Source organism: Roseburia sp. AF42-8, from assembly GCF_003435965.1.
In the GTDB taxonomy this organism is placed as follows: Bacteria; Bacillota; Clostridia; order Lachnospirales; family Lachnospiraceae; genus Roseburia_C; species Roseburia_C amylophila.
Genome location: NZ_QTVB01000002.1, coordinates 34,930 through 61,553 on the forward strand (window position 1 = coordinate 34,930; position 26,624 = coordinate 61,553).

Below are 26,624 nucleotides of genomic sequence, written 5' to 3' on the forward strand. Positions count from 1 at the left end.
TATGGAAAAAGTAAATTTTACAGACCCGGATACCAATGAGCCAGCAGAATTTTATGTATTAGAGCAGACAACCATACGGGGAATCAATTACCTTCTTGTCACAGTAGACGAAGAGGGTGATTCGGATGCATTTATTTTAAAAGAAACACAGAATGAAGATGATCACAATACCATCTATGAAATGGTGGAAGATGATAAAGAGTTAGAAGCACTTGCAAAAATTTTCGCAGAATTAATGGAAGATGTAGACATTGAATTCTAGGAGAACTTATGTAATTGCGGACAAATGCAATGAGCGCGAAAAGAAAGAATTTATGGAGGTAATATTTTGAAAAAAGAAGCAAACTCAAAATTGAAAATCATTCCATTAGGCGGATTAGAGCAGATTGGAATGAACATAACTGCCTTTGAATACGAAGACAGTATTATTGTTGTGGACTGCGGTCTGTCATTCCCGGAGGATGACATGTTTGGTGTAGACCTTGTTATCCCGGATGTGACTTATTTAAAAGATAATATTGACAAGGTAAAGGGATTTTTTATTACCCATGGTCACGAAGACCATATCGGAGCAATCCCTTATATTTTAAAAGAAGTCAATGTGCCGATTTATGCAACCAAGCTTACGATTGCAATTATCGAACACAAGTTAGAAGAGCATAATATGCTCAAGAAAGTAAAACGTAAGGTAGTAAAATACGGACAGCATATTAACTTAGGCTGCTTCCGCGTGGAATTTATCCGTACCAACCATAGTATTCAGGATGCGGCAGCTCTTGCCATTTATTCACCGGCAGGAACAGTTGTCCACACCGGAGACTTTAAAGTGGATTATACACCGGTATATGGTGATGCTATCGATTTACAGCGTTTTGGTGAGATTGGTAAGAAGGGTGTACTGGCATTGATGTGTGACTCCACCAATGCAGAGCGTCCTGGCTTTACCATGTCGGAGCGTACCGTAGGAAAGACCTTTGATAATATTTTTGCTGACCATAAGAACACACGAATCATTATTGCAACTTTTGCATCCAATGTAGACCGTGTACAGCAGATTATGAACTCTGCCAATAAGTATGGCAGAAAAGTAGTGATTGAAGGACGAAGCATGGTAAATATCATTACGATTGCGTCTGAGCTGGGATACCTTACCATCCCGGAGCAGACCCTGATTGATATTGAACAGCTGAAGAATTATCCGGATGAGCAGACGGTTATCATTACAACAGGAAGCCAGGGAGAATCCATGGCGGCATTATCCCGTATGGCATCCGGCATGCATCGTAAGATAACAATTAAACCAAAGGATACCATTATTTTTAGTTCCAACCCGATTCCGGGTAATGAAAAAGCAGTGTCCGGTGTCATTAATGAACTGACCATGAAAGGTGCAGAGGTTATTTTCCAGGATGTTCATGTTTCCGGTCATGCCTGTCAGGAGGATATCAAACTGATTTACTCACTGGTAAAACCGAAATATGCAATTCCGGTTCATGGAGAATACCGTCATCTGGTTGCCCAGGCTAAGATTGCAGAAGAACTTGGCATTGATAAAGAAAATATTTTCCTCTTGTCTTCCGGTGATGTATTAGAACTGGATGAGGAAAGCGCAGCAGTTACCGGACATGTACAGGTAGGCGATGTCATGGTAGACGGACTTGGTGTTGGTGACGTAGGAAATATTGTATTGCGTGACAGACAGCATCTGGCAGAAGAAGGAATCATTATTGTTGTAATGACATTGGAAAGTGGCTCCGGAATGGTGCTGGCAGGACCGGACATCGTATCCAGAGGATTTGTCTATGTACGTGGGGCAGAAAGCCTGATGGAGGAAGCCCGTCATGTATTAGAGGGAACCATGGAACACTGCATGGATAAGAATATTACAGACTGGAGCAAGATTAAGACAGAAATCAAAGATGCTTTAGGTGATTTTGTCTGGAAAGAGACAAAGCGCAGACCGATGATTATTCCAATTATTATGGAAGTTTAATGTGGGTGGATGAACATGAGCGTAGTAGAAGATAAGGTAACAGAACTTGTAAATGCAATTCAGGATACCAATGAATATAAGCGTTATCAGGAAGCAAAGAATAAGCTGCATGCGAATCCGGAATTAGAGCAGATTGTATTTGCATTCCGCCAGAAGAATTACCAGATCCAGAACAGTAAAAATGTGGATCTGTTCTGGGAAGTAGACCAGCTGGAGCGGGAAAATATAGATATCCGCAAGAATCCGGTTGCAGAAGAATTTATGACAGCAGAGCTTGCATTCTGCCGTCTGCTGCAGAAAATTAATTTCAGACTGGTTGGCGGCCTGAATTTTGAAGTAGGTTTTGTAAACGAAAGATAATGGAGAGGTTGTGCGATGAGTGCCAGTAAGATTGTGATGAAAATTGTCCGAATCAGTTTTTCTGTTCTTGTTGTTGTACTGGTGATTTTTGTACTTTTTAAGGCAGGAAGCTATGCATATGATTTCGGATATCGCGTGTATACAGAGCAGCCGGTGTCATCCGGTGATGGCAAGGATATTGTGGTTCAGATAGAGGCTGGAATGTCCGGTAGTGATATTGGAAGTATGTTAGAGGAGAAAGGACTTATCCGTGATGCCAGGCTTTTTGCAGTGCAGTTAAAGCTTTCTGCGTATTCTAAAAAAATCAAACCGGGAATATATACGCTGAATACTTCCATGACAGCGAAAGAAATGATGGAAGCCATGTCACCGGTTTCGGAAAAAGATACAGAGGGTACAACGTGATAGTAGAGGAACGATTAGTAACGTATATCAATTCCTTAGACAGTGGAAATACACCGCTTTTAGAGGAAATTGAGGCAGAGGCAAAGAAGAATTATGTGCCGGTTATCCGTAAGGAAATGCAGAGCTTTTTAAAATCCATGCTGGCATTAAAGCGGCCGGAGCGGATTTTGGAAGTGGGAACTGCAGTAGGATTTTCTGCACTTCTGATGGAAGAATATAATCCGGTGCCATGCCGGATTACAACCATAGAAAATTACGAGAAAAGAATTCCTATTGCACAGGCAAATTTCAAACGTGCCGGAAAAGAGAAAGAAATCACACTGATTCCGGGAGATGCCACAGAGGTGTTAAAGACGTTAGAAGATCCTTATGATTTTCTTTTTATGGATGCGGCAAAGGGACAGTATATCAATTTCCTGCCGGATATTCTTCGGCTGATGAAGCCTGGAGCATTACTGGTATCTGACAATGTGCTGCAGGAGGGGGATATTATCGAATCCCATTATGCAGTAACCAGAAGAAACCGGACCATTCATAAGAGAATGCGGGAATATCTTTATGAACTGACACACAATGACAGTCTTACCACATCGGTGCTTCCGATTGGAGACGGCGTTACCATTAGCATTAAGAAATAGATGATACAGATTGAAATATTAGGAGAAATAAATCAATGAGACCGGTAGAATTACTGATTCCAGCCAGCAGTCTGGAAGTATTAAAAATTGCAGTCATTTATGGAGCAGATGCCGTATATATCGGCGGAGAAGTATTTGGACTTCGTGCGAAGGCAAAAAACTTTTCCATGGAGGATATGGCAGAGGGCATCCAGTTTGCCCATGAGCATGGTGTAAAAGTTTATGTAACAGCAAATATACTGGCTCACAATGGGGATTTGGAAGGTGTAAGAGAGTACTTTACACAGTTAAAGGAAATCAAGCCGGATGCCCTGATTATTTCTGACCCGGGTATTTATACCATTGCAAAAGAAATCTGCCCGGAAATCGAGCGTCATATCAGTACCCAGGCCAATAATACCAACTATGGAACGTATCAGTTCTGGTGGAACCAGGGCGCAAAGCGTGTGGTAACAGCAAGAGAGCTTTCTTTAAATGAGATTGCTGAGATTCGCAAAAATATTCCGGATGAAATGGAAATCGAGACATTTGTGCATGGAGCAATGTGTATTTCTTATTCCGGAAGATGTCTTTTAAGCAATTATTTTACCGGAAGAGATGCCAACCAGGGAGCCTGCACTCATCCGTGCCGCTGGAAATATGCAGTGGTAGAGGAAAAACGTCCGGGAGAGTATCTGCCGGTTTATGAAAATGAACGTGGTACCTATATTTTTAACTCCAAGGATTTGTGCATGATTGAGCACATCCCGGAACTGATTGAGGCAGGTATTGATTCCTTTAAGATAGAAGGACGTATGAAGACAGCACTTTATGTTGCTACTGTGGCACGTACTTACCGGAAAGCCATTGATGATTATCTTACCTCACCGGAGAAATATAAAGAAAATATGGACTGGTATTTAGAACAGATTTCTAACTGTACTTATCGCCAGTTTACCACCGGCTTTTTCTTTGGAAAGCCTTCGGAAGAGAGCCAGATTTACGATAATAACACTTATATCAAAGAGTATACCTACCTTGGAATTGTAGGAGAACGCAACGAAGAGGGATTATATCGAATTGAACAGAGAAATAAATTCTCCGTAGGGGAACAGATTGAAGTCATGAAACCGGATGGAAGAAATATTCCGGTTACCGTAAAACGGATTGTGGACGAAGATGGAAACGAAATGGAATCAGCACCACATCCAAAACAGGTGCTTTACATTGATTTAGGACAGGAACTGGAGATGTATGATATTTTACGCAGACAGGAGGAATGACCTATGGAAGAAAAGTATGTTGTTTATGTCGGAACGTATACCCATGAGAACAGTATCGGAATCCATTTATATGATTTGGATGCAAAAAGCGGAGAAATGAAGGAACGGAAAGTGGTTCCCATCAATAATCCTTCCGATTTGCTGGTATCGAAGGATGGCAGATTCTTATATTCCATCGCAGATGAAGGCGTGGAAGCATTTCACATTCTGCCGGACGGAGACCTTGAGCCAATGAACAAGCAGTGGATTGGCGGTATGCGTGGCTGTTATGTGGAAGTGGACAGTAAGAACCGTTATCTTTTCGTAGGCGGTCATCATGATGGCAGAGTGACCATGATGAAGTTGGAGGAAGACGGCAGCATCGGAGAAATCGCAGACGGTATTTTTCATAAGGGAATGGGACGGACCATTGCAGAGCGAAGCTCCAAGCCACATGTAGACTGCGTGAAGCTGACACCGGACGAGAAGTTCTTGTGTGCAGTGGATAATGGATTAGATCATGTAAAGATTTACCGGATTGATTATGAAAAGGGAAAGATGAAGTTAGCAGATATCATCCGTTGTCCGTTGGAATCTGCACCGCATATGATCCGCTTCAGCCGTGATGGAAGATTTGCTTATATTCTTTATGAGCTGTTGAATCAGATAGAGGTATTTTCCTATATGTTAGAAAATGACCAGCCGCATTTTGAGAAGATTCAGACTATTACAACAACGACACCAAAGGAAGCTGATGTCTGCGCTGCATCCGGTTTGGAAGTGACAATGGATGGCGAATATTTATTCTGCAGTAATGCAGGTGCAAACTCCGTATCGATTTATAAAATTGATAAAGAGAGCGGATGTCTTACCATGATGTGTAATTCGAAAATCAGTGGTGATTATCCGAAAATGATTGGTATCTGTCCGGATAGAATGCATTTCATGAGTCTTAATAATGAGACCAATGAGATTACCATGTTTAAGGTGGATTATGAGAAGAAGTACATTCTGATGGAAGAGAGACCAATTCCGGTAGATAAACCGAATTGCATTTACATCCATAAACTAAGTTAGAAGCGAACTGCGGGAAACATGCTTTAACCAGGCATTTTTCGGTATTCATGTAAAAAGGGTAAAAAAAGATGTCATTTGTTAAAAAAATAACAGACGACATCTTTCTTTTTTGGAAAAACTATGATAGAATAACACGGTTGAAGCCTACCGGTCCGGAGGCTATCAATGGAAGTGCTTGGCCGCAAAGCCTTAAAATGCGGAGAAAAAAGAAAATTTAAGAAAAGAGGAAGAGACTATGAGTGAAAAAAACGTAGCTTTTACCAGGGACAGAAGTATCCCAAAATCTTATGAGCTGGTTCTGACAGCTTTATTTACCGCCATTATCGTCGTAATGGCTTTTACCCCGTTAGGATTTATTCCTTTAGTAGTAATTAATGCAACGATTATCCATATACCGGTTATTTTAGGTGCAATTTTCTGCGGACCGAAAAAAGGTGCCTTTTTGGGATTTGTATTTGGATTAACCAGTTTTATTAAAAATACATTGATGCCAACTTCTATGTCAGCATTTGTATTTTCACCGATACTGGCAAGCAGCATCGATGGCGCAGCAGGAGTGGTAAAGAGTACCATTATCTGTTTTGTACCACGAATTTTAGTAGGTATCATCCCATATTTCGTATATCGTGGAATTGTAAAATTAACCACATCCAGCCATGCAAAGGCTGCAAAGGTAATCAGTAATCTTGTAATCAGTGTACTTTTACTGGTTGGTATCCATGCGTTCTTTGCTAAAATGCTGACAACAGATTCGAAGGAAATGATTGGCTGGATATCAGGTGCAGCTGCAGCAGTTATTTATTTTATTGTAGTGGAACTGACCGGGAGAAAGAAGGATGGCAGATTCTTGGGCTATGTCTATGCCGGCGTGACTGGTGCATTGACCAATACACTGCTTGTAATGCCGATGATTTATATTTTCTATAAAGAGGCATATGCCAATGCATTGAGCATTGAGCCGGGCGCAGTTATGGGCGTAATCCTTGGCGTTATCAGCTTTAATGGAATTATAGAAGCAATTGTAGCAGCCGTTCTGGTAGCAGCAATTGGAATGGTATTGAATAAAGTACACAGGAGGTAATTCATATGTTAAAGGGCAGGAATATATTACTGGCAGTGACAGGCAGTATTGCAGCATATAAAGCGGCTTCGCTTGCCAGTATGCTGGTAAAGCAGCACGCAGATGTGCATGTGATTATGACGAAAAATGCAGAGCAGTTTATATCACCGGTTACCTTTGAGACACTGACTGGTAATAAGGTGATTGACGACACCTTTGACCGCAACAGCGGATATCATGTGGCACATATTGCTATGGCACAGGAAGCAGATGTGGTGATGATTGCTCCGGCATCTGCAGATGTCATTGCAAAGCTGGCACACGGAATTGCAGATGATATGCTCACTTCTACCATGTTAGCCTGTGAGGCTCCGATATATCTTGCCCCGGCAATGAATACACATATGTTTGATAATCCGTTAACACAGGATAATCTTAAGAAGCTAAGAACATATGGTTATCACATTATTGAGCCATCCTCAGGCTATCTTGCCTGTGGCGATACCGGAAGGGGAAAACTTCCGGAACCGGAAGAACTGTTAGAATATATTCTGCAGGAAGCTGCCTGTGAGAAAGACCTGACAGGAAAGAAGGTTCTCATCACAGCAGGAGCCACCCGGGAGGCAATTGACCCGGTACGTTATGTGACCAACCATTCCACCGGAAAAATGGGTTATGCACTGGCAAAGAATGCGGCAAGAAGAGGGGCAGAGGTAACACTGGTCACCGGACCGACCAGCCTTGAAGAGCCATTTTTTGTAAATACAATTCCGGTTGTTACGGCAGAAGAAATGTATCAGGCTGTCACAGATGCATTTGCAGAACAGGACATTGTAGTCATGGCGGCAGCAGTAGCGGACTACCGTCCAAAGACCGTTGCGGATGAAAAAATCAAAAAGGCCGATGGCGGACTGATGTTGGAAATGGAACGCACGAAAGATATTTTAGGAACAGTTTCTGCCCGGAAGGAAAACCAGTTCCTGTGTGGATTTTCCATGGAGACACAGCATCTGAAAGAAAATTCCAAAGCCAAGTTAGAAAAGAAGAAGCTTGATATGATTGTTGCCAATAATCTTAAGACAGCGGGAGCCGGATTTGGTACCGATACCAATGTGGTAACTTTGATTACAGAATCAGAAGAAAAAGAGTTTCCGATTATGTCGAAGGATGAAGTTGCCTCAGCTATCTTTGATGAGATTCTAAGCAAAATGCAGGCGTAGAAAATAATAATAATAATAATAATAATCCCTGTCAGCGGAAGGTCACCTGAGTTTGTGACTTGTAGCAGACAGGGATTTTGCTATTTCTGATAGAAGCCTTTATTTCTTGTAGAAATCTTTGATTCCATCCATCCGGGCACTCATGTTAGAAAGCATGGCATCGAAAATAGTAATGGCAGCCATGGATTCGACAACCACAACAGCTCTTGGAACGATAATCGGATCGTGACGTCCCTTGATATTGATTTCGATTTCCTCGCCGTTTTTATTTATGGTCTTCTGGGTGGAAGCAACGGAAGGAGTCGGCTTGATGGCAGCACGGAATACAATCGGCGAGCCATCACTCATGCCGCCTAAGATACCGCCGGCGTGGTTGGTTTCTTTTGTGACAGAACCGTTTTCATCCGTTACAAAGGCATCGTTGTTGGTAAGTCCGGTAGCAGCAGCAACTGCAAATCCATCACCGATTTCAAAGCCTTTTACAGCACCAATGGAGAAAATTGCTTTGGCTAAATTTGCATCGATTTTTTCGAATACCGGGTCACCGATTCCGGCAGGAACACCGGTAATAACACATTCGATAATACCGCCGGCAGAGTTCTGCATGGCTTTGCATTCTTCCAGATAGGAAGCAGCTTTTGCAGCAGCATCTGCATCCGGCATATAGAGCGGATTCTTCGTGATTTCTGCGGTGTCAAATCTGGTTTCGTCAATGGTGATGGGACCGATGCTCTTACTGTAGGTGAGAATCTCAATGCCAAGTTCCTTTAAAATCTTTGCGGCAACCGCACCGGCAGCCACACGTCCGATAGTTTCACGGCCGGAAGAACGTCCGCCACCACGGTAATCCCGGAAACCGTATTTGGCATCAAAGGTAAAGTCAGCATGTCCCGGACGATAGTAGGAAGCAATCTCACGGTAGTCTTTGGAATGCTGGTTTTCATTTACCACAATCAGTGAGATTGGAGTTCCGGTGGTTCTGCCTTCAAAGACACCGGAAAGAATATGTACTGCATCATCCTCTTTCCGCGGGGTAGAGAAAGCAGATTGTCCCGCTTACGCCGGTTTAAATAGGTCTGTATATCTTCTTCACAAAGGGAAAGTCCGGCAGGACAGCCGTCAATTACGACACCGATTCCTGATCCGTGTGATTCTCCCCAGGTTGTAATTTTAAAGTTAGTTCCAATAGTTGAGCCTGCCATAGCATCCTCCTGATTTGTTTTTGTAAAAAAGTCAGACTCTATTATAGAAGATTTTTCAGATACTGGCAATCCCACAGTTGCAAAAAGTGCGAAAACAAGGTATGCTAGGATAGTATTTGTAAAAAGAATAGAAACAGGAGATTATATGTACGAATTATTAAAACAGGATGGAAGAGCAAAGAGGGGCATTTTTCATACCGTACATGGTGATATACAGACCCCGGTGTTTATGAATGTAGGAACGGTCGCTGCCATAAAGGGAGCTGTTTCTACCGAAGACTTAGAGCAGATTAAGACACAGGTGGAATTATCCAATACCTATCATCTGCATGTACGTCCGGGAGATAAATTAATCAAAGAGCTGGGCGGACTGCACAAGTTCATGGTGTGGGACAAACCAATCCTTACCGATTCCGGTGGATTCCAGGTATTTTCACTGGCAGGACTCCGTAAAATCAAAGAAGAGGGAGTCTATTTCCATTCTCACATTGATGGAGCAAAAATTTTCATGGGACCGGAAGAAAGTATGCAGATACAGTCTAATCTGGCATCCACCATTGCTATGGCATTTGATGAATGTGCACCGGCACTGGCTGACCGTGGATATGTAGAGGCATCCGTAGCCAGAACAACCCGCTGGCTGGCACGCTGTAAGGCGGAAATGACAAGACTGAATGGGTTGGAAGATACCATTAATAAAAATCAGATGCTGTTTGGAATTAACCAGGGAGCCATTTATCCGGATATCCGGATTGACCATGCAAAGCGAATCAGTGAATTGGATTTAGATGGCTATGCAGTAGGTGGACTTGCAGTAGGCGAGACCCACGAAGAGATGTATGATATCTTAGACCAGACCGTTCCATATCTGCCACTTGAGAAACCAACCTATCTTATGGGTGTCGGAACTCCGGCAAATATTTTAGAGGCAGTAGACCGTGGCGTGGATTTCTTTGACTGTGTATATCCGACCCGTAATGGCCGCCACGGACATCTTTATACCAATCAGGGAAAGATTAACCTTTTCAATAAGAAATATGAAAAGGATATGCGCCCAATCGAGGAAGGCTGTCAGTGTCCGACCTGCCGCCGCTACAGCAGAGCCTATGTCCGCCATTTGTTAAAGGCAAAGGAAATGCTTGGTATGCGTCTTTGCGTATTACACAATCTGTATTTCTACAATACCATGATGGAAGAAATCAGAGACGCCATTGATGCCGGCAATTATAAGTCATACAAAGAGGAAAAACTCTATGGTATGAACCAGATAAACAGGGAAAAAGAGGCACAAATCTAAAAAAAGAATGAAATATCGGGAAAATACTTGTGAAACGCAGTCTTTTTGTGTACAATGTTTTTCATGAACTTAAGTTTGTAATTCAGGAGGAAAAGAAATGTCTATTTTAGCATCACAGCAGGCACAGGCCTGGGGAAGCATTATTATGTGGGTAGTAATTATGGTTGTATTTGTATACTTCTTCATGATTCGTCCACAGAAGAAAGAAGCAAAGAAGAAAGAGCAGATGATGTCAGAGTTGGCAGTAGGTGATACCGTACTGACAACCAGCGGTTTCTACGGAATCGTAATTGACGTATCTGAAGATGATACTGTTATCGTTGAGTTTGGCAGCAACAGAAACTGCCGTATCCCAATGCAGAAAGCCGCAATTGCAGCAATCGAAAAACCGGAAGAAGCAGTAGAAGCAAAAGAAACCAAAGAGAAGAAATAAGATAAGACCTTAGAAAATCCGTGGAGTGTGCGAGATGTACAAGCCACGGATTTTTTTATGTGAGAAACCCGCAAATCGTGTTTCTTATAGTTTGCAAAGAAAAAAAGTTTAAAAAAACATACAAACAGTTTAAAAGCAAACTGTTTGAAATAAAAAATAAACTTGAAATACACTGTTAAATAAGTTAGTATAGATAATAATAAAAGAAAAAATGAGGTTAATCATTTATGAATGTATATTATGAACTGCTAAAAAAACCGGTATTTACATTAAATGATGTGAATCAGTTTTATCATAATATGGAATCAGCCAGTTCAGCAGTTCGACGGTTGTTGAATAAGGGGCGCATTGTTCGGATAAAAAAGAATATGTACACTTGCATAAGTGGAGAAACAGATAGTCCTGTTGCAAACAAGTACCAGATAGGATGTGCTATTACGGAATCATCGTATATATCGCATCATACAGCAATGGAATATTATGGTATGGGTGATCAGATATATTATGATATATATGTTTCGTCTAAAACACCATTTAAAGAGTTTGAATTTGATGGTTATAATTATTGTTATGTTGCTTCAAAGTGTGATATCGGTATTGAAGAGATTATGTACAGTGGTGGTATACGGGTGACAACTAAGGAGAGGACAGTTGTTGACAGTATTAAAGATATGGATAAAATAGCCGGCATTGAGGAGGTAATAGCAGATATAGAAGCAGTGACACACTTACAGGAAAAACGTTTGTTACAGTATCTGCAAGCGTATCATAATCAGTTCCTGTATCAAAAGACAGGGTATCTGCTTTGGGCGTATAAAAATAAGCTTGGATTAAGTGATGATTTTTTTGAATTTTGCAGGGGAAAAATCGGAAAAAGTAAGCGATATCTGACGAAGGAGATGACGGGTGGAAAATATGACAACAGTTGGAAGCTGGTTGTTCCAAATGATATATATGGCATGAAAAATGGGGTGTTACATGATAGCATATAAAAAAATTGAATTAGAAAAAGCGGCAAAACAGGCAGGATTTGTCAGAGATACATTTGAAAAAGTGCTACGTTTGAAAGAAGTGTTGAAATATATTAACAGTGATCCGTATTTAAGGGAGCATTTGGCGTTAAAAGGTGGTACAGCAATTAATATGACAATATTCAATCTGCCACGTTTGTCGGTAGATATTGATTTGGATTTTACTCCGAACTTATCCAAAGATGATACGCAGATGCATAGAAAACAGATTACAGAGCAATTATGTGAATACATGGAAGAATTGGGGTATCACCGGTCTGAAGCATCAAGATATAGCCATAGCTTAGATGCATTTTTGTTTTTATATCAAAATGCAGGCGGAAATAGGGATAATATCAAGGTGGAAATTAATTATTCCTTGCGGTCGCATTTGTTTGAACCCACAAACAGGAAAATTGTGACGGATATGTTTCGGGAAGATGTGATGATTCGGACGTTACATCCGATGGAAATTTTTGCTGCCAAGGCAAATGCATTAATGAGCAGGGCTGCAGCGAGGGACTTATATGATTTCAATAATATGATAACATATGGTTTATTTGGAAAAGAGGAAGAAATTCTTCTACGAAAATGTATTATATTTTATGCTTCAGTATCAGCAGAAGTAATTAACAGGAATTTTGACACATCTGCAATTGATGGCTTGAATTTTACGAAAATCAGGAGAGATTTGTTTCCGGTTTTGAGGAAGAAAGATAATTTTAATCTGGAAGAGAGAAAGAAGAAGGCAAAAACATATATACAGGAACTTATGATGTTGACACCAGAAGAAAGAGAATATTTAGAGGCATTTGAAAGAAAAGAGTATAGACCAGAGTTGTTGTTTGATGATAAAGTAATTTTAGATAATATTTGTAGTCATCCTATGGCAATATGGAAAATGAAAGAACAGAAAGAAAAGGAGCATAACCATGCAGACAGACATTAACGCAACATATTTTAAAAGCATCATTGACCAGGATCGTTGTTCCGTTGTGATATGCAATTTAAAGCACGAAATCATTTATATGAATCCAACTGCAGTAAAAAGCTATGAGAAATGGGGCGGTGAAAGCCTTATTGGAAGAAGTCTTTTAAACTGCCATAATGAAGAATCGCAAAAACGCATCCAGCAGGTAATCGACTGGTTCGCAGCAGATGAAAGCCACAATCTCATCTATACCTCCCATAATGAGAAGCAGAATAAAGATGTGTATATGGTTGCGTTAAGGGATGCTGAAGAAAAGCTGATTGGCTACTATGAGAAGCACGAATTCAGAAATGCGGAAACCATGGAAAAATATGATTTGTGGTAAAATCCCTTTTCTAATCCCCTAGAAATTACTGTCATTCCATCCCCAGTCCTCGGTCGGGAAGTAAGCAACGTAGATTCGCTTCTTCGGAATACCAAGTTCAGTTTCTAAGAGAGAGCAGACTTTTCTTGTCATAAGATTCATCTGTGGCTTAGTCGGATAGCCGTAGCATTTCACTTCTACATAAGCAATATCTTTGGTGCTCCCTAAAAAACAAAGAGAAGCATTACCCTCGAACCCGGTCATAACCCAGTTCTCGCCTTTGCCAATGCAGTCTCTGGTAATGGTGCAGAGTGCTTTGGACAGGGTATCTTTTTTGGCAATATCTAAAGTAGCAGTAGTTTTCATGTTAATAAATGGCATTGTTAGTCCTCCTTACGAATGGATAAGTTAATTGGCTCGTTATATAGGTGAGAGTGAAAAAGCTATGATTCATCAGAACATGGATGTGAATCTGCACCGGTTGCCGTACGGTATTAGTATTGCGGTAGAAATGCCTGCTGCCCCTTACCGTTTTGCCTCGCATCCATATCTGATGAATCATAGAACCTTTCTCATCTCCTATAAAATACCTACCTCAAGTCTACTGTACCAATCCCATTCTGACAAGAAAAAGATTTGTATAATAACAACAAATCATACCAAAAGAATAGAATATAACCACAGATTATAAATACTATGAGAAACTATAATGGTAAAATTTATTGAATTCTTCGGATAAATAAGCTATGATATAGGATAATGAGCATTACCATAATCAGTAGTTATGAAATTGGGATGCATGCAATAGGAAAAGAAAGAAGGATTTACCCATGAATTATAATGTTGGAGTAATTGCCGGTGACGGAATCGGACCGGAGATTGTAAGCGAAGCAAGAAAGGTGTTAGATGCCATCGGAGCAAAGTTTGGACACACCTTTACATATGACGAGATACTGATGGGCGGTTGTTCTATCGATGCAACCGGTGTACCGCTGACCGATGATGCCATTGCGCATGCAAAAGCGGCAGATGCAGTTCTGATGGGTTCCATCGGAGGAAATACAGCAACATCCCCTTGGTACAAATTAGAGCCATCCCTTCGCCCGGAGGCAGGTCTTTTAAAATTAAGAAAGGCATTGAACCTTTTTGCTAACTTAAGACCAGCATATCTTTATGAAGAATTAAAGGAAGCATGCCCACTGCGTGATGACATCATCGGAGACGGATTTGATATGATGATTATGCGTGAGCTGACCGGCGGACTTTATTTCGGAGAGAGAAAGACAGAAGAAGTGGACGGTGTGATGACGGCAACCGATACTTTGACATATAACGAAAATGAAATCCGCAGAATTGCAAAACGCGGATTTGACATTGCCATGAAACGCCGCAGGAAAGTGACCAGCGTGGATAAGGCAAACGTACTGGATTCCTCCAGACTCTGGAGAAAGATTGTAGAAGAAGTAGCAAAGGATTATCCGGAAGTAACATATGAGCATATGCTGGTAGATAACTGTGCCATGCAGTTGGTAAAAGACCCGAAGCAGTTCGATGTAATTTTAACTGAGAATATGTTTGGAGATATTTTATCGGATGAAGCAAGTATGGTAACCGGTTCCATCGGAATGCTATCCTCTGCAAGCTTAAATGATACGAAATTCGGTCTTTATGAGCCAAGCGGCGGTTCTGCACCGGATATCGCAGGAAAAGGAATTGCAAACCCAATTGCAACCATTTTAAGTGCAGCCATGATGTTAAGATATTCCTTTGATCTCGATAAAGAAGCAGATGCCATTGAAAATGCCGTAAAGAAGGTATTAAAGGCAGGCTATCGTACCATTGACATTATGCCACAGGAAGAAGCAAAGAAAGCAACCGTAACCCAGGTAGGAACAGCCAGAATGGGTGACTTAATCGTAGAGAATCTGTAAGAGATAAGAAATTTTCAGACAGAACAATAAAAAAGAGAGGAAGAACGAAGATGAAGAGTGATAATGTAAAAGCCGGAATGCAGCAGGCTCCGCACAGAAGTCTTTTTAACGCTTTGGGATTTACCGAAGAAGAAATGAAGAAACCAATGGTTGGTATCGTAAGTTCTTATAATGAAATTGTACCGGGCCATATGAATCTGGATAAAATTGTAAACGCTGTAAAATTAGGTGTTGCAGAAGCAGGTGGAGTACCGGTTGTATTCCCTGCTATCGCAGTTTGTGATGGAATTGCCATGGGACATATCGGAATGAAATATTCCCTGGTAACAAGAGACTTAATTGCAGATTCCACAGAGTGTATGGCATTAGCCCATCAGTTTGATGCACTGGTTATGGTGCCAAACTGTGATAAGAACGTACCGGGACTTCTGATGGCAGCAGCAAGAATTAATGTACCTACCGTATTTGTTTCCGGTGGTCCGATGTTAGCAGGTCATGTAAAGGGACGTAAGAGAAGCTTATCTTCCATGTTTGAGGCAGTAGGCTCCTATGCAGCAGGTACAATGACAGAGGAAGAAGTAAGGGAATACGAAGAGAAAGTATGTCCGACCTGTGGTTCCTGTTCCGGTATGTATACCGCAAACTCCATGAACTGTCTGACCGAGGCACTTGGTATGGGCTTACGTGGAAACGGAACCATTCCTGCCGTATATTCCGAGCGTATCAAATTAGCAAAACATGCCGGAATGGCAGTTATGGATATGTATCGGAAAGATATCCGTCCAAGAGATATTATGACAAAGGATGCTATTTTAAATGCACTGACCGTAGATATGGCGTTAGGCTGCTCTACCAACAGTATGCTTCACCTGCCTGCAATCGCACATGAAGTAGGATTTGATTTTGATATTTCCTTTGCAAATCCAATCAGTGAGAAGACTCCGAACCTCTGCCATTTGGCACCGGCAGGCCCGACCTATATGGAAGACTTAAATGAAGCCGGCGGTGTCTATGCTGTCATGAAAGAATTAGCAGATGCAGGACTTTTACATACAGACTGTATGACCGTAACCGGTAAGACCGTAGGCGAGAATATCAAAGATGCAGTCAATAAGAATCCGGAAGTTATCCGTCCACTGGATAATCCGTATAGTAAGACCGGTGGTCTTGCCGTATTAAAAGGAAATCTTGCTCCGGACGGCGGTGTTGTAAAACGTTCCGCAGTCGTAGAAGAGATGATGGTTCATGAAGGACCGGCAAGAGTATTTGACTGTGAGGAAGATGCCATTGCAGCAATCAAGGGTGGCAGAATTGTTGCCGGTGATGTAGTCGTGATCCGTTACGAAGGACCAAAAGGCGGCCCTGGTATGCGTGAGATGTTAAATCCGACTTCTGCAATCGCAGGTATGGGACTTGGTTCTTCCGTAGCATTGATTACAGACGGACGTTTCTCCGGCGCAAGCCGTGGAGCTTCCATCGGTCATGTTTCACCGGAAGCAGCCGTAGGCGGACCAATCGCATTGGTAGAAGAAGGCGATATCATTAAGATTAACATTCCGGAAATGAAGTTAGAGCTTGCAGTATCCGATGAAAAACTGGCAGCCCGTAAAGCAAAATGGCAGCCAAGAGAACCGAAGGTAACAACCGGATATCTGGCACGTTATGCTTCCATGGTTACTTCAGGAAACCGCGGTGCAATTTTACAGATTCCAGGTACCGGGGAAGAAAAATAAGAACCGGTAATCTGTAAATATACAGCAGAAAGATAAGTTGGAAAGAGAGGAAATTTCAATGCTCTTAACAGGTGCTGAAATCGTAATAGAATGTTTGAAAGAGCAGGGCGTGGATACGGTATTTGGTTATCCGGGTGGTGCAATTTTAAATGTATATGATGAGTTATATAAACATAGTAATGAAATAAAACATATTTTAACTTCCCATGAGCAGGGAGCTTCCCATGCGGCAGACGGATATGCAAGAAGCACCGGAAAAGTTGGTGTGTGCTTTGCCACCAGCGGACCGGGTGCAACTAATCTGGTAACCGGAATCGCAACCGCATATATGGATTCTGTTCCAATGGTAGCAATTACCTGTAATGTCAATGTGCCGCTTCTTGGCAAAGACAGTTTCCAGGAAATTGATATTGCAGGAATTACCATGCCAATTACCAAGCACAACTTTATTGTAAAAGATGTCAATGATCTGGCAGATACCATCCGCCGGGCATTCCGCATTGCAAAAAAAGGAAGACCGGGTCCTGTTCTTGTGGATATTCCAAAGGATGTCACTGCAAATAAGACAGAGTATAAAACACAGCGTATTGAACCGGTACTGCGTGTGACAGAAACCATCCGGGAGGAAGACTTAGAAGAAGCAGCAGCTTTGATTCAGAAAGCGAAAAAACCATATATCTTTGTGGGCGGCGGTGCCGTAATTTCCGACTGTTCGGATGAATTGAGAGAATTTGTGGATAAGGTGGATGCACCGGTTTGTGATACCCTGATGGGAAAAGGTGCATTTAACGGAACGGATGAACGTTATACCGGAATGCTTGGAATGCATGGAACCAAAACTTCCAATCTTGGAGTCAGCGAGTGCGATCTTCTGATTGCAGTAGGTGTCCGTTTCTCAGACCGTGTGCTTGGAAATGCTAAGAAATTTGCCCATCATGCAAAAATCTTACAGTTTGATGTGGATGCGGCAGAGATTAATAAAAATATCATGGTAACAAACAGCGTGATTGGTGATTTAAAGAAGATTCTTGCAAGAATCAATCCGATGTTATCTCCGATGGAGCATAAAGAGTGGATGGAGCACATCATGGAATACAAGAAAGAATATCCATTGAGCTATCATCCGGAAGGATTAAGCGGTCCGTTCGTAATCGAAGAAATCTATCGTCAGACCAACGGAGATGCTATCATGGTAACGGAGGTCGGACAGCATCAGATGTGGGCAGCACAGTATTATAAATACAAACAGCCGAGAACACTTCTGACATCCGGCGGACTTGGAACCATGGGTTATGGACTGGGGGCAGCAATCGGTGCGCAGATAGCAAATCCGGATAAACAGGTTATCAATATTGCCGGTGACGGATGTTTCCGTATGAATATGAATGAGATTGCAACAGCAGTCCGTCAGAAGCTTCCGTTAATCGAAGTTATCATTAATAACCATGTGCTTGGAATGGTAAGACAGTGGCAGACACTTTTCTATGAGAAGCATTATTCTGCAACTGTTTTAGACGATGGAGTAGATTTTGTAAAACTGGCAGAAGCCATGGGAGCAACGGGATATCGGGCAACCAGTCAGGCAGAATTTGTCGATATTTTGAAAAAAGCACTTGCAAGTAGTACACCAGTTGTTATAGACTGTATAATTGATAGTGATGATAAGGTGTGGCCAATGGTAGCACCGGGGGCAGCTATATCTGAGGTGTTTACCGAGGAAGATTTAAAATAATAAGCCATTACATATAGAAAGATATGTGTAAGAAGTGAGGAGGAATTAGAAAATGAGCAGAGTATATAATTTTTCTGCAGGTCCGGCAGTATTACCGGAAGAAGTTTTACAGGAAGCAGCAGATGAGATGTTAGACTACAGAGGATGTGGAATGTCCGTAATGGAGATGAGTCATCGTTCCAAAGTATATGACAACATCATCAAAGAGGCAGAAGCTGATTTAAGAGACTTAATGAATATCCCGGATAATTACAAGGTATTATTCTTACAGGGTGGAGCTTCCCAGCAGTTTGCTGCAATTCCAATGAACCTGATGAAAAATAAGAAAGCTGCATACATTGTAACTGGACAGTGGGCTAAGAAAGCTTACCAGGAAGCAAAAATGTATGGGGATGCAGTAGAAGTAGCATCTTCAGCAGATAAGACCTTCTCTTATATTCCGGATTGTTCAGATCTGGATATTCCGGAAGATGCAGATTATGTATATATCTGTGAAAACAATACAATTTATGGAACCAAGTTCAAAGAACTTCCAAATACCAAAGGACATACACTTGTTGCAGACGTATCTTCCTGCTTCTTATCAGAACCGGTTGATGTAACCAAATACGGAGTAATCTACGGCGGCGTTCAGAAGAACGTTGGACCTGCAGGTGTTGTAATCGTAATCATTCGTGAAGACTTAATTACAGATGATGTTCTTCCGGGAACACCTACCATGTTAAAATACAAGACTCAGGCAGATGCAGATTCTCTTTACAATACACCACCATGCTACGGCATTTATATCTGTGGTAAAGTATTCAAATGGTTAAAGAAGATGGGCGGACTTGAAGTTATGAAACAGCGTAACGAAGAGAAAGCTAAGATTCTTTATGATTTCTTAGACCAGAGCAAGTTATTCAAGGGAACTGTAGTTCCAAAAGACCGTTCTCTTATGAACGTACCATTCGTTACCGGTGATGCTGACTTAGATGCAAAATTCGTCAAAGAAGCAACCAAAGCCGGTTTTGTAAACTTAAAGGGACACAGAACCGTTGGCGGTATGCGTGCCAGCATTTACAATGCAATGCCAAAAGAGGGTGTTGAGAAGCTGGTAGCATTTATGAAGAAGTTTGAGGAGGAGAACGCATAATGTTTAACTATACATGTTTAAATCCAATCGCTGGTGTAGGCTTAGACCTTTTGTCAGATGAATATAACAAAGTAGAAGATATCAAAGATGCACAGGCAGTCCTGGTAAGAAGTGCAGCAATGCATGATATGGAACTTCCAAAGACTTTGGAAGTTGTTGCAAGAGCCGGTGCAGGTGTAAATAATATCCCATTGGATAAATGTGCAGAAGCAGGTATCGTAGTATTCAATACACCGGGTGCAAACGCAAATGGTGTAAAGGAACTGGTATTTGCAGGAATGTTATTGGCAGCCCGTGACGTAGTCGGTGGAATCGAATGGGTAAAAGGCGAGGAAGGCAATGCAGATGTTGCAAAACTTGCTGAGAAACAGAAGAAGAACTTTGCCGGAAGCGAAATTGCAGGAAAGAAGCTTGGCGTTATCGGACTTGGTGCCATCGGTGTTAAAGTAGCAAATGCTGCAACACATCTTGGAATGGAAGTATACGGATATGACCCATACATTTCTGTAAATGCTGCATGGAGTTTATCCCGCAATGTAAATCATGTAAATGCTGTAGAAGAAATTTACAAGAACTGTGATTATATCACAATTCATGTTCCGCTTTTAGATTCTACCAAGAAAATGATTAATGCAGAAGCAATTGCAATGATGAAACCTACCACTGTAGTATTGAACTTTGCAAGAGACTTACTGGTTGATGAAGAGGCAATGGTAGCAGCATTAGAGGAAGGAAAGATTGCAAAATATGTCAGCGACTTCCCAAATCCAACCACAGTTGGAAAGAAAGGCTGTATCGTAACTCCTCATATTGGAGCTTCTACCGAAGAATCCGAAGATAACTGTGCAGTAATGGCAGTAAAAGAGATTCGTGATTTCTTAGAGAATGGAAATATTACACATTCTGTAAACTATCCGGACTGCAATATGGGCGAGTGCAAGAGTGCAGGAAGACTGTTACTGTTACACCGTAACGTAAAGGGAATGATTAGCAGCTATACTTCTATTTTAGGAGATGCAAATATCAACATTTCTGATATGACCAATAAGAGCCGTGGCGATTATGCATGTACATTGCTTGATGTAGATGCACCTGTTACCAAAGAAGTAGAAGAGAAACTTCAGACCTTAGATGGTGTATTAAAGGTTCGTATTGTAAAATAATAAATGCAGGTGAGAAAAAGATAATATATGGACTGCCCGGTTACGCCGCGACAGTCCATTTCTCTTACGCAGGAAACTCACAAAGCGTGTTTTTCGCAATTACGCAGGAAGGAGAAAACAATGGCAGATATCAGACCATTTTTATGTATCAGACCAAGAGAGGATGAGGCGGCAGAGATTGCAGCACTTCCGTATGATGTATATAACAGAGAGGAAGCAAAGAAAGCGGTAGAAGGACATGACAAAAGCTTTCTTCGCATTGACCGTGCCGAGACACAGTTTGATGATTCCGTAGACACTTATGCACCGGAGGTATATAAGAAAGCCCATGACATGCTCTGGGATATGGTAGCAGAAGGTGATTTCGTAAAAGAAGAGAAACCGTGCTATTATATTTACGAACTGACCATGGACGGAAGGGTGCAGACCGGTATTACAGCCTGTGCTTCGATTGATGATTATCAGAATCAGGTCATTAAAAAACATGAGAATACCAGAGCAGATAAAGAGCAGGACAGAATCAACCATGTAAATATCTGTGATGCACAGACCGGACCGATTTTCTTAGCATACCGTTCCAATGATGTCATCAATGCAGTGGTAGAGAAGGTAAAGAAGACAGCACCTCTTTATGATTTTGTGGCAGAGGATGGAATCGGACATCGTGTATACAGAATTGCAGAGGCAGAAGATATTGCGGCTATCGAGGAAGCATTTGCAAAGATAAAAGAAATTTATATCGCAGACGGTCATCACCGTGCAGCATCCGCAGTAAAGGTAGGACTGATGCGGAGAGCAGAGCATCCGGATTATGACGGAACTGAGGAATTTAACTATTTTTTATCCGTATTATTCCCGGATGACCAGCTTATGATTATGGATTATAACCGTGTGGTAAAAGACTTAAATGGAATGACAGAAGAGGAATTCCTTGGAAAGATGAACGACCTGTTTGAAGTGGGAGCACCACAGAAGAAAGCGGTTCATCCGGCTGAAAAAGGAAGTTTCAGCATGTACCTTGGGGATAACTGGTATGCCTGCCGGATGAAAGAAGCGGATTTAAGCAGTGACCCGGTAGATGGGCTGGACGTATCAATTTTACAGAATGTGTTACTGCATCCGGTACTTGGCATTGAAGACCCGAAGACCGATAAGCGGATTGATTTCGTAGGTGGAATTCGTGGACTGGAGGAATTGGAGCGCAGAGTACATAGTGACTGTAAAGTGGCATTTGCCATGTATCCGACCAGCATCGGAGAGTTGTTTGCAGTAGCAGATGCTGGAAGACTGATGCCGCCGAAATCCACCTGGTTTGAGCCAAAACTTCGCAGTGGATTATTTATTCATGCACTTTCATAATAACTTTCATAAATAACTGGAGGATATTAAAATGGGATTTTATCTGACCGCATTAGAGGCCAGCACAGAGGGCATTACAGCGGAAGAAGTCAGCGATGCTATTGAACAGATGAAGAAACCGGGCGTGATACGTACTTACCTGGAGGGGCTGGTGCCGGATTTACTGGCGTTTCTCTTTCAGGTGGTGATTGCCTGCGTGGTATATGCCATTGGCGTAAAGTTAATCAAACTTTTCCGGAAACTCGTCCGGAAATGGCTGGATAAAAAGGATGCTGACAAGGGTGTAAAACAGTTTATGGATGCACTGGTCAAGTGCATTGGATATTTCTTCTTGATTGTAATCATTCTTTCGCTTTTTGGAATTGCAACCACATCTGTAATGGCAATAGCAGGTTCTGCAGGACTGACGGTAGGCCTGGCACTGCAGGGAAGCTTATCCAACTTTGCCGGCGGCGTATTAATACTGATGTTAAAACCGTTTAAAGTGGGGGATTATATTGTAGAAGACAGCCATGGCAACGAAGGAACGGTAACAGAGATTTCGATTTTCTACACCAAGTTAAAGAGTGTTGACAATAAGATTATCGTAATTCCAAATGGAATCTTAGCCAACAGCAGCCTTACCAATGTAACCTACAGTGAGAAACGCAGGATTGACCTGGAAGTAGGGGTGTCCTATTCGGCGGATTTAAAGAAGACGAAGGCTGTGATAGAGCAGTTGCTTCTTTCCGAAGAACGCCGGCTTAAGGACGAGGCGGTGCAGGTCTTTGTATCGGAATTGGGAGACAGCAGTGTTACCATTGGTGCAAGAGTGTGGGTGCCGACTGATTTATACTGGGATATCCGCTGGGCACTGACTGAGGAGATGAAAAATGCCCTGGATGAAAATGGAATCGAAATTCCGTTCCCGCAGCTTGATGTCAACGTAAAGAATCCGGTATAAAATCGGGCAAAAAGTGAAAAAGTTTGACAAATATTGGAAAATATGCTACTGTTAGCCATGTAGTCGTGCACAATTTTGTGCAACTTTTTAGATTTATTGTGTATTAGGAGGAAAAAGAAATGCAGGGAACTGTAAAATGGTTTAACGCAAAGAAGGGTTATGGATTTATCTCAGATGCAGAAGGAAATGATGTATTCGTTCATTTCTCCGCATTAAATATGGATGGATTCAAAGAGCTTAAAGATGGAGAAGCAGTTGAATTTGAGGTAGTAGAAGGAGAAAAAGGACCTCAGGCAGCTAACGTAGTTCGCTTAGGTTAATTCGTATAGAGTTGAATATGAAATAAGCGCAGAGCAGGAAGATGGATATCCGTCTTCCTGTTTTTAGGTTTATCAGGTGTAAATGTAAAAAAAATGTGTTATACTGATAAAGACTGTGAGTCAGATTATGAGAACATGGAGGATAAAACATTTGAATTTAGCAGCGTTAACAGCATATGAATTAATCAAAGAAGAAAATCTGACAGACATCCATGCAAAGGGATATCTGCTTCGACATAAAAAGAGTGGAGCTAAAATCAGCCTTATTTCCAATGATGATGAAAATAAGGTCTTTTATATTGGATTCCGTACTCCGGTAGAGGACAGCACCGGCGTACCACATATCATTGAGCATACGGTATTGTGCGGTTCAGACAAGTTCCCGGTGAAAGACCCGTTTGTGGAACTGGTGAAGGGCTCTCTAAATACATTCTTAAATGCCATGACTTACCCGGACAAGACCGTTTATCCGGTGGCAAGCTGCAATGATAAAGATTTTACTAATCTGATGGATGTATACTTAGACGCTGTGTTTCATCCGAATATCTATAAGAAAGAAGAAATCTTCAGGCAGGAAGGCTGGCACTATGAATTAGAGGATAAAGATGCACCGGTTACCATCAACGGAGTGGTATACAATGAGATGAAGGGCGCATTTTCTTCTCCGGAAGGTGTCTTAGACCGTGTAGTATTAAATTCCCTGTTCCCAGATACCACATACAGCAATGAGTCCGGCGGTGACCCGGAAGTAATTCCGGAGCTTACTTATGAGCAGTACCTTGATTTCCACCGGAAATTCTATCATCCATGTAATTCTTATATTTACCTTTATGGAAATATGGATATGGACGAAAAACTGGAATTTCTCGATAAAGAATATTTAAGCCATTATGATAAAATCGAAGTAGATTCCGCAATTCAGCTGCAGGCTCCTTTTGAAAAGCCGGTAACCATCAGCAAGCCATATTCCATTGCATCTTCCGAAAGTTTAGAGGATAATGCATATCTTTCCTATAATGTGGCGATCGGAACGAATCTTGAGAGTGAACTGACTCTGGCATTTGATGTGTTGGATTATGCACTATTAAGTGCACCGGGAGCACCGTTGAAGCAGGCACTTATTGATGCAGGAATCGGAAAAGATATCATGGGCGGATTTGATAACAGCACCTTACAGCCAATTTTTTCTGTGGTGGCAAAGAATGCCAATAAAGAAGACGAAGAGAAGTTTGTAGGAATTATCGAAGATACTTTAAAGAAAATCGTCAAAGACGGTCTCAATAGAAAATCCCTGTTAGCAGGAATCAACAGTGAGGAATTCAAATTCCGTGAAGCAGATTACGGTAATTTCCCGAAGGGATTAATTTATGGATTATCCTGTATGGACAGCTGGCTTTATGATGATGACGAACCATTCTTATATCTTAAAATATTAGACGTATTTGCAGCATTAAAGGAAAAGATTGAAACAGGATATTTTGAAGAACTGATTCAGAAATATCTTTTGGATAACAGCCATAAATCCTATGTATCCATTGAACCGGAAAAAGGCTTAAATGCCAGTCTGGAAAAAGAATTAGAAGAGAAACTGGCAGCTTATAAGAGGGACTTATCAGAAGAAGAGATTGATAAGTTAGTAGAGGATACAAAGCATTTAAAACAGTATCAGGAAGAGCCGTCACCAAAGGAAGACCTGCTGAAGATTCCGATGTTAAAACGGCAGGACATGAAGCGTGAAGCACAGCCGCTGGTATATGAAAAGGTAAGCTGCAATGGCATCGAAACCATTCATACCAACATTTATTCCAATGGTATTCATTATCTGAATCTGATGTTTGATATCGGTGATATTACAGAAGAAGAACTGCCATACCTTGGGGTGTTAAAAGCTGTACTTGGTTATATGGATACGGAGCATTATAACTATGCAGACTTAGCAAATGAGATTGATCTTAAGACCGGCGGTATCTCATCCCAGATTAATATTTATGCGGATACCAAGAAAAAAGACAGTTTCCATGCAAAATACGAAGTACGTTCCAAGATTCTTTATCAGAATTTAGAAGAGGGGCTTAGACTTCTTTCTGAGATTCTGATGGGCACACAGATTACAGATGAAAAACGTCTCTATGAGATTTTAGCGCGTATCAAATCGAGACTGCAGATGTCCTTAAGCTCTGCCGGACATTCCGTATCTGCCATGCGGGCAATGTCTTATTTCTCACCAGTAGCCCGATTCAATGACCTGGTTGGCGGAATTGCACTGTACCGGACGATTGCAGAATTAGAAGAACACTTTGACGAGAAGAAGCAGTTCTTAATGGATAAATTAAGAAGCCTTACAGAGAAAATCTTTGTAAAGAACAGACTGTTGATTTCCCTGACGGCAGACGCAGAAGGATATCAGCTGTTAGAAGAAAAATTCCCGCAGTTCTTAACTGTTTTACCGGATGGAGCAAAAGAGGGAGAAGCAGTTACCTTCCATTGTGAGAAAAAGAATGAAGGTTTCTTAGATGCTTCCAAAGTACAGTATGTATCCAGAGCCGGAAATTATTTATCGAAAGGATATTCCTATACCGGAGCACTTCGTATCTTAAAAGTAATTTTAAGCTATGATTACCTTTGGATTAATGTCCGGGTAAAGGGTGGTGCATATGGCTGCATGAGCGGATTTATGCGGAATGGAGATGCATATTTCACTTCTTACCGTGACCCGAACCTTAAGAGCACCAATGAGATTTACGAAGGTATCCCGGCATATTTAAGAGCTTTTGATGCAGATGAACGTGATATGACAAAATATATCATCGGAACGGTAAGTGATATGGATACCCCGTTGAATCCGGCTGCCAAGGGCATGCGTTCCGTAAGTGCTTATCTTACCAATATTTCTTATGAGGAATTACAGCGTGAGAGAAATGAAGTTTTAGATGCACAGCCGGAAAATATCAAAAATCTCGCAGTGCTTATTGAAGCAGTACTCGCACAGGATGCCTTGTGTGTCATCGGTGCAGAGGAAAATGTAGAAGCAGAAAAAGATATGTTCTTAGAAGTAAAGAATCTTTATTAAAAGCTGT

At 41.5% G+C, this 26,624-nt stretch carries 24 protein-coding genes and 1 pseudogene; 23 read left to right on the forward strand and 2 right to left on the reverse strand.

Going from position 1 to position 26,624, the window contains the following annotated elements; translation table 11 throughout:
* The first annotated feature begins 1 nt into the window (after position 1).
* The 9 genes from DW059_RS01215 to coaBC all read left to right on the forward strand — a co-directional run bounded on the left by DW059_RS01215 (position 2) and on the right by coaBC (position 7,994).
* Positions 2-262, forward strand: coding sequence for a DUF1292 domain-containing protein (locus DW059_RS01215; RefSeq protein ID WP_117697013.1), 261 nt, complete (start codon positions 2-4; stop codon positions 260-262).
* 66 nt (positions 263-328) lie between these two features.
* Entirely contained in the window at positions 329-1,993 is a 1,665-nt protein-coding gene (locus DW059_RS01220) for a ribonuclease J (RefSeq protein ID WP_022243071.1), read from the forward strand.
* 15 nt (positions 1,994-2,008) lie between these two features.
* Positions 2,009-2,353: a YlbF family regulator gene (locus tag DW059_RS01225; RefSeq protein WP_022243070.1), complete on the forward strand. Its 345-nt coding sequence runs from the start codon at positions 2,009-2,011 to the stop codon at positions 2,351-2,353.
* 15 nt (positions 2,354-2,368) lie between these two features.
* The gene (locus tag DW059_RS01230) at positions 2,369-2,758 is read left to right on the forward strand and encodes an endolytic transglycosylase MltG (RefSeq protein WP_022243069.1); all 390 of its coding nucleotides are present in this window, start codon (positions 2,369-2,371) and stop codon (positions 2,756-2,758) included.
* On the forward strand, positions 2,755-3,396 hold the full coding sequence (locus DW059_RS01235) for an O-methyltransferase (RefSeq protein ID WP_117697016.1): 642 nt from the start codon (positions 2,755-2,757) through the stop codon (positions 3,394-3,396). The genes DW059_RS01230 and DW059_RS01235 overlap by 4 nt, the downstream gene beginning before the upstream one ends.
* Positions 3,397-3,431: 35 nt before the next feature.
* A complete protein-coding gene (locus DW059_RS01240; protein ID WP_117697019.1) occupies positions 3,432-4,658 on the forward strand; it encodes a peptidase U32 family protein in 1,227 nt (408 codons plus the stop codon).
* A 3-nt stretch (positions 4,659-4,661) separates the two neighbouring features.
* Positions 4,662-5,714, forward strand: coding sequence for a lactonase family protein (locus DW059_RS01245; RefSeq protein ID WP_117697022.1), 1,053 nt, complete (start codon positions 4,662-4,664; stop codon positions 5,712-5,714).
* Positions 5,715-5,949: 235 nt separating this feature from the next.
* On the forward strand, positions 5,950-6,795 hold the full coding sequence (locus tag DW059_RS01250; RefSeq protein WP_022243065.1) for an ECF transporter S component: 846 nt from the start codon (positions 5,950-5,952) through the stop codon (positions 6,793-6,795).
* Positions 6,796-6,800: 5 nt separating this feature from the next.
* Positions 6,801-7,994: a bifunctional phosphopantothenoylcysteine decarboxylase/phosphopantothenate--cysteine ligase CoaBC gene (gene coaBC, locus DW059_RS01255; RefSeq protein ID WP_117697025.1), complete on the forward strand. Its 1,194-nt coding sequence runs from the start codon at positions 6,801-6,803 to the stop codon at positions 7,992-7,994.
* A gap of 99 nt (positions 7,995-8,093) precedes the next feature.
* Here the strand turns inward: coaBC and aroC are convergent.
* Positions 8,094-9,196: pseudogene (gene aroC, locus DW059_RS01260) on the reverse strand (chorismate synthase).
* A 145-nt stretch (positions 9,197-9,341) separates the two neighbouring features.
* Here aroC and tgt point away from each other — a divergent pair.
* The 5 genes from tgt (at position 9,342) to DW059_RS01285 (ending at position 13,252) form a co-directional block, all read left to right on the forward strand.
* Positions 9,342-10,493: a tRNA guanosine(34) transglycosylase Tgt gene (gene tgt, locus DW059_RS01265; RefSeq protein WP_117697028.1), complete on the forward strand. Its 1,152-nt coding sequence runs from the start codon at positions 9,342-9,344 to the stop codon at positions 10,491-10,493.
* Positions 10,494-10,590: 97 nt separating this feature from the next.
* On the forward strand, positions 10,591-10,926 hold the full coding sequence (yajC, locus tag DW059_RS01270; protein ID WP_022243061.1) for a preprotein translocase subunit YajC: 336 nt from the start codon (positions 10,591-10,593) through the stop codon (positions 10,924-10,926).
* Positions 10,927-11,153: 227 nt separating this feature from the next.
* Positions 11,154-11,918 (forward strand): type IV toxin-antitoxin system AbiEi family antitoxin domain-containing protein, encoded by a 765-nt coding sequence (locus tag DW059_RS01275; protein WP_117697031.1) that lies wholly within the window; start codon positions 11,154-11,156, stop codon positions 11,916-11,918.
* Positions 11,905-12,885 (forward strand): nucleotidyl transferase AbiEii/AbiGii toxin family protein, encoded by a 981-nt coding sequence (locus DW059_RS01280; RefSeq protein WP_117697033.1) that lies wholly within the window; start codon positions 11,905-11,907, stop codon positions 12,883-12,885. The genes DW059_RS01275 and DW059_RS01280 overlap by 14 nt, the downstream gene beginning before the upstream one ends.
* Positions 12,869-13,252 carry a PAS domain-containing protein gene (locus tag DW059_RS01285; protein WP_117697035.1) on the forward strand — a complete coding sequence of 128 codons (384 nt, stop codon included), beginning with the start codon at positions 12,869-12,871 and terminating at the stop codon, positions 13,250-13,252. The genes DW059_RS01280 and DW059_RS01285 overlap by 17 nt, the downstream gene beginning before the upstream one ends.
* Positions 13,253-13,270: 18 nt before the next feature.
* Here the strand turns inward: DW059_RS01285 and DW059_RS01290 are convergent, their stop codons facing one another.
* Positions 13,271-13,612 (reverse strand): phenylpyruvate tautomerase MIF-related protein, encoded by a 342-nt coding sequence (locus tag DW059_RS01290; RefSeq protein ID WP_117697038.1) that lies wholly within the window; start codon positions 13,610-13,612, stop codon positions 13,271-13,273.
* 449 nt (positions 13,613-14,061) lie between these two features.
* Here DW059_RS01290 and leuB point away from each other — a divergent pair, with 449 nt between their 5' ends.
* The 9 genes from leuB to DW059_RS01335 all read left to right on the forward strand — a co-directional run bounded on the left by leuB (position 14,062) and on the right by DW059_RS01335 (position 26,617).
* On the forward strand, positions 14,062-15,162 hold the full coding sequence (leuB, locus tag DW059_RS01295) for a 3-isopropylmalate dehydrogenase (RefSeq protein WP_022243051.1): 1,101 nt from the start codon (positions 14,062-14,064) through the stop codon (positions 15,160-15,162).
* A 50-nt stretch (positions 15,163-15,212) separates the two neighbouring features.
* Positions 15,213-16,895 carry a dihydroxy-acid dehydratase gene (gene ilvD, locus DW059_RS01300; protein WP_117697041.1) on the forward strand — a complete coding sequence of 561 codons (1,683 nt, stop codon included), beginning with the start codon at positions 15,213-15,215 and terminating at the stop codon, positions 16,893-16,895.
* A 58-nt stretch (positions 16,896-16,953) separates the two neighbouring features.
* On the forward strand, positions 16,954-18,627 hold the full coding sequence (ilvB, locus tag DW059_RS01305) for a biosynthetic-type acetolactate synthase large subunit (protein WP_117697205.1): 1,674 nt from the start codon (positions 16,954-16,956) through the stop codon (positions 18,625-18,627).
* A 52-nt stretch (positions 18,628-18,679) separates the two neighbouring features.
* A complete protein-coding gene (gene serC / locus DW059_RS01310) occupies positions 18,680-19,762 on the forward strand; it encodes a 3-phosphoserine/phosphohydroxythreonine transaminase (protein WP_117697043.1) in 1,083 nt (360 codons plus the stop codon).
* Entirely contained in the window at positions 19,762-20,925 is a 1,164-nt protein-coding gene (locus DW059_RS01315; protein WP_117697045.1) for a phosphoglycerate dehydrogenase, read from the forward strand. The genes serC and DW059_RS01315 overlap by 1 nt, the downstream gene beginning before the upstream one ends.
* A 120-nt stretch (positions 20,926-21,045) precedes the next feature.
* Complete coding sequence (locus DW059_RS01320; protein ID WP_117697047.1) at positions 21,046-22,284, forward strand: DUF1015 domain-containing protein; 1,239 nt, start codon at positions 21,046-21,048, stop codon at positions 22,282-22,284.
* Positions 22,285-22,315: 31 nt separating this feature from the next.
* A complete protein-coding gene (locus tag DW059_RS01325) occupies positions 22,316-23,227 on the forward strand; it encodes a mechanosensitive ion channel family protein (protein WP_117697049.1) in 912 nt (303 codons plus the stop codon).
* A 119-nt stretch (positions 23,228-23,346) separates the two neighbouring features.
* On the forward strand, positions 23,347-23,547 hold the full coding sequence (locus DW059_RS01330) for a cold shock domain-containing protein (protein ID WP_022243044.1): 201 nt from the start codon (positions 23,347-23,349) through the stop codon (positions 23,545-23,547).
* Positions 23,548-23,698: 151 nt separating this feature from the next.
* Positions 23,699-26,617 (forward strand): insulinase family protein, encoded by a 2,919-nt coding sequence (locus DW059_RS01335; RefSeq protein ID WP_330408205.1) that lies wholly within the window; start codon positions 23,699-23,701, stop codon positions 26,615-26,617.
* Positions 26,618-26,624 lie beyond the last annotated feature (7 nt).

What these genes read in the sequence shown, in the direction of transcription:
- DW059_RS01225 (WP_022243070.1), top strand. Translation starts at nt 2,009, where the DNA reads ATGAGCGTAGTAGAAGATAAGGTAACAGAACTTGTAAATGCAATTCAG.
- DW059_RS01280 (WP_117697033.1), top strand. Translation starts at nt 11,905, where the DNA reads ATGATAGCATATAAAAAAATTGAATTAGAAAAAGCGGCAAAACAGGCA.
- ilvD (WP_117697041.1), top strand. Translation starts at nt 15,213, where the DNA reads ATGAAGAGTGATAATGTAAAAGCCGGAATGCAGCAGGCTCCGCACAGA.
- serC (WP_117697043.1), top strand. Translation starts at nt 18,680, where the DNA reads ATGAGCAGAGTATATAATTTTTCTGCAGGTCCGGCAGTATTACCGGAA.
- ilvB (WP_117697205.1), top strand. Translation starts at nt 16,954, where the DNA reads ATGCTCTTAACAGGTGCTGAAATCGTAATAGAATGTTTGAAAGAGCAG.
- leuB (WP_022243051.1), top strand. Translation starts at nt 14,062, where the DNA reads ATGAATTATAATGTTGGAGTAATTGCCGGTGACGGAATCGGACCGGAG.
- DW059_RS01230 (WP_022243069.1), top strand. Translation starts at nt 2,369, where the DNA reads ATGAGTGCCAGTAAGATTGTGATGAAAATTGTCCGAATCAGTTTTTCT.
- DW059_RS01240 (WP_117697019.1), top strand. Translation starts at nt 3,432, where the DNA reads ATGAGACCGGTAGAATTACTGATTCCAGCCAGCAGTCTGGAAGTATTA.
- DW059_RS01320 (WP_117697047.1), top strand. Translation starts at nt 21,046, where the DNA reads ATGGCAGATATCAGACCATTTTTATGTATCAGACCAAGAGAGGATGAG.
- DW059_RS01290 (WP_117697038.1), bottom strand. Translation starts at nt 13,612, where the DNA reads ATGCCATTTATTAACATGAAAACTACTGCTACTTTAGATATTGCCAAA.
- DW059_RS01325 (WP_117697049.1), top strand. Translation starts at nt 22,316, where the DNA reads ATGGGATTTTATCTGACCGCATTAGAGGCCAGCACAGAGGGCATTACA.
- coaBC (WP_117697025.1), top strand. Translation starts at nt 6,801, where the DNA reads ATGTTAAAGGGCAGGAATATATTACTGGCAGTGACAGGCAGTATTGCA.
- DW059_RS01330 (WP_022243044.1), top strand. Translation starts at nt 23,347, where the DNA reads ATGCAGGGAACTGTAAAATGGTTTAACGCAAAGAAGGGTTATGGATTT.
- DW059_RS01315 (WP_117697045.1), top strand. Translation starts at nt 19,762, where the DNA reads ATGTTTAACTATACATGTTTAAATCCAATCGCTGGTGTAGGCTTAGAC.
- tgt (WP_117697028.1), top strand. Translation starts at nt 9,342, where the DNA reads ATGTACGAATTATTAAAACAGGATGGAAGAGCAAAGAGGGGCATTTTT.
- DW059_RS01275 (WP_117697031.1), top strand. Translation starts at nt 11,154, where the DNA reads ATGAATGTATATTATGAACTGCTAAAAAAACCGGTATTTACATTAAAT.
- DW059_RS01245 (WP_117697022.1), top strand. Translation starts at nt 4,662, where the DNA reads ATGGAAGAAAAGTATGTTGTTTATGTCGGAACGTATACCCATGAGAAC.
- DW059_RS01215 (WP_117697013.1), top strand. Translation starts at nt 2, where the DNA reads ATGGAAAAAGTAAATTTTACAGACCCGGATACCAATGAGCCAGCAGAA.
- yajC (WP_022243061.1), top strand. Translation starts at nt 10,591, where the DNA reads ATGTCTATTTTAGCATCACAGCAGGCACAGGCCTGGGGAAGCATTATT.
- DW059_RS01250 (WP_022243065.1), top strand. Translation starts at nt 5,950, where the DNA reads ATGAGTGAAAAAAACGTAGCTTTTACCAGGGACAGAAGTATCCCAAAA.
- DW059_RS01285 (WP_117697035.1), top strand. Translation starts at nt 12,869, where the DNA reads ATGCAGACAGACATTAACGCAACATATTTTAAAAGCATCATTGACCAG.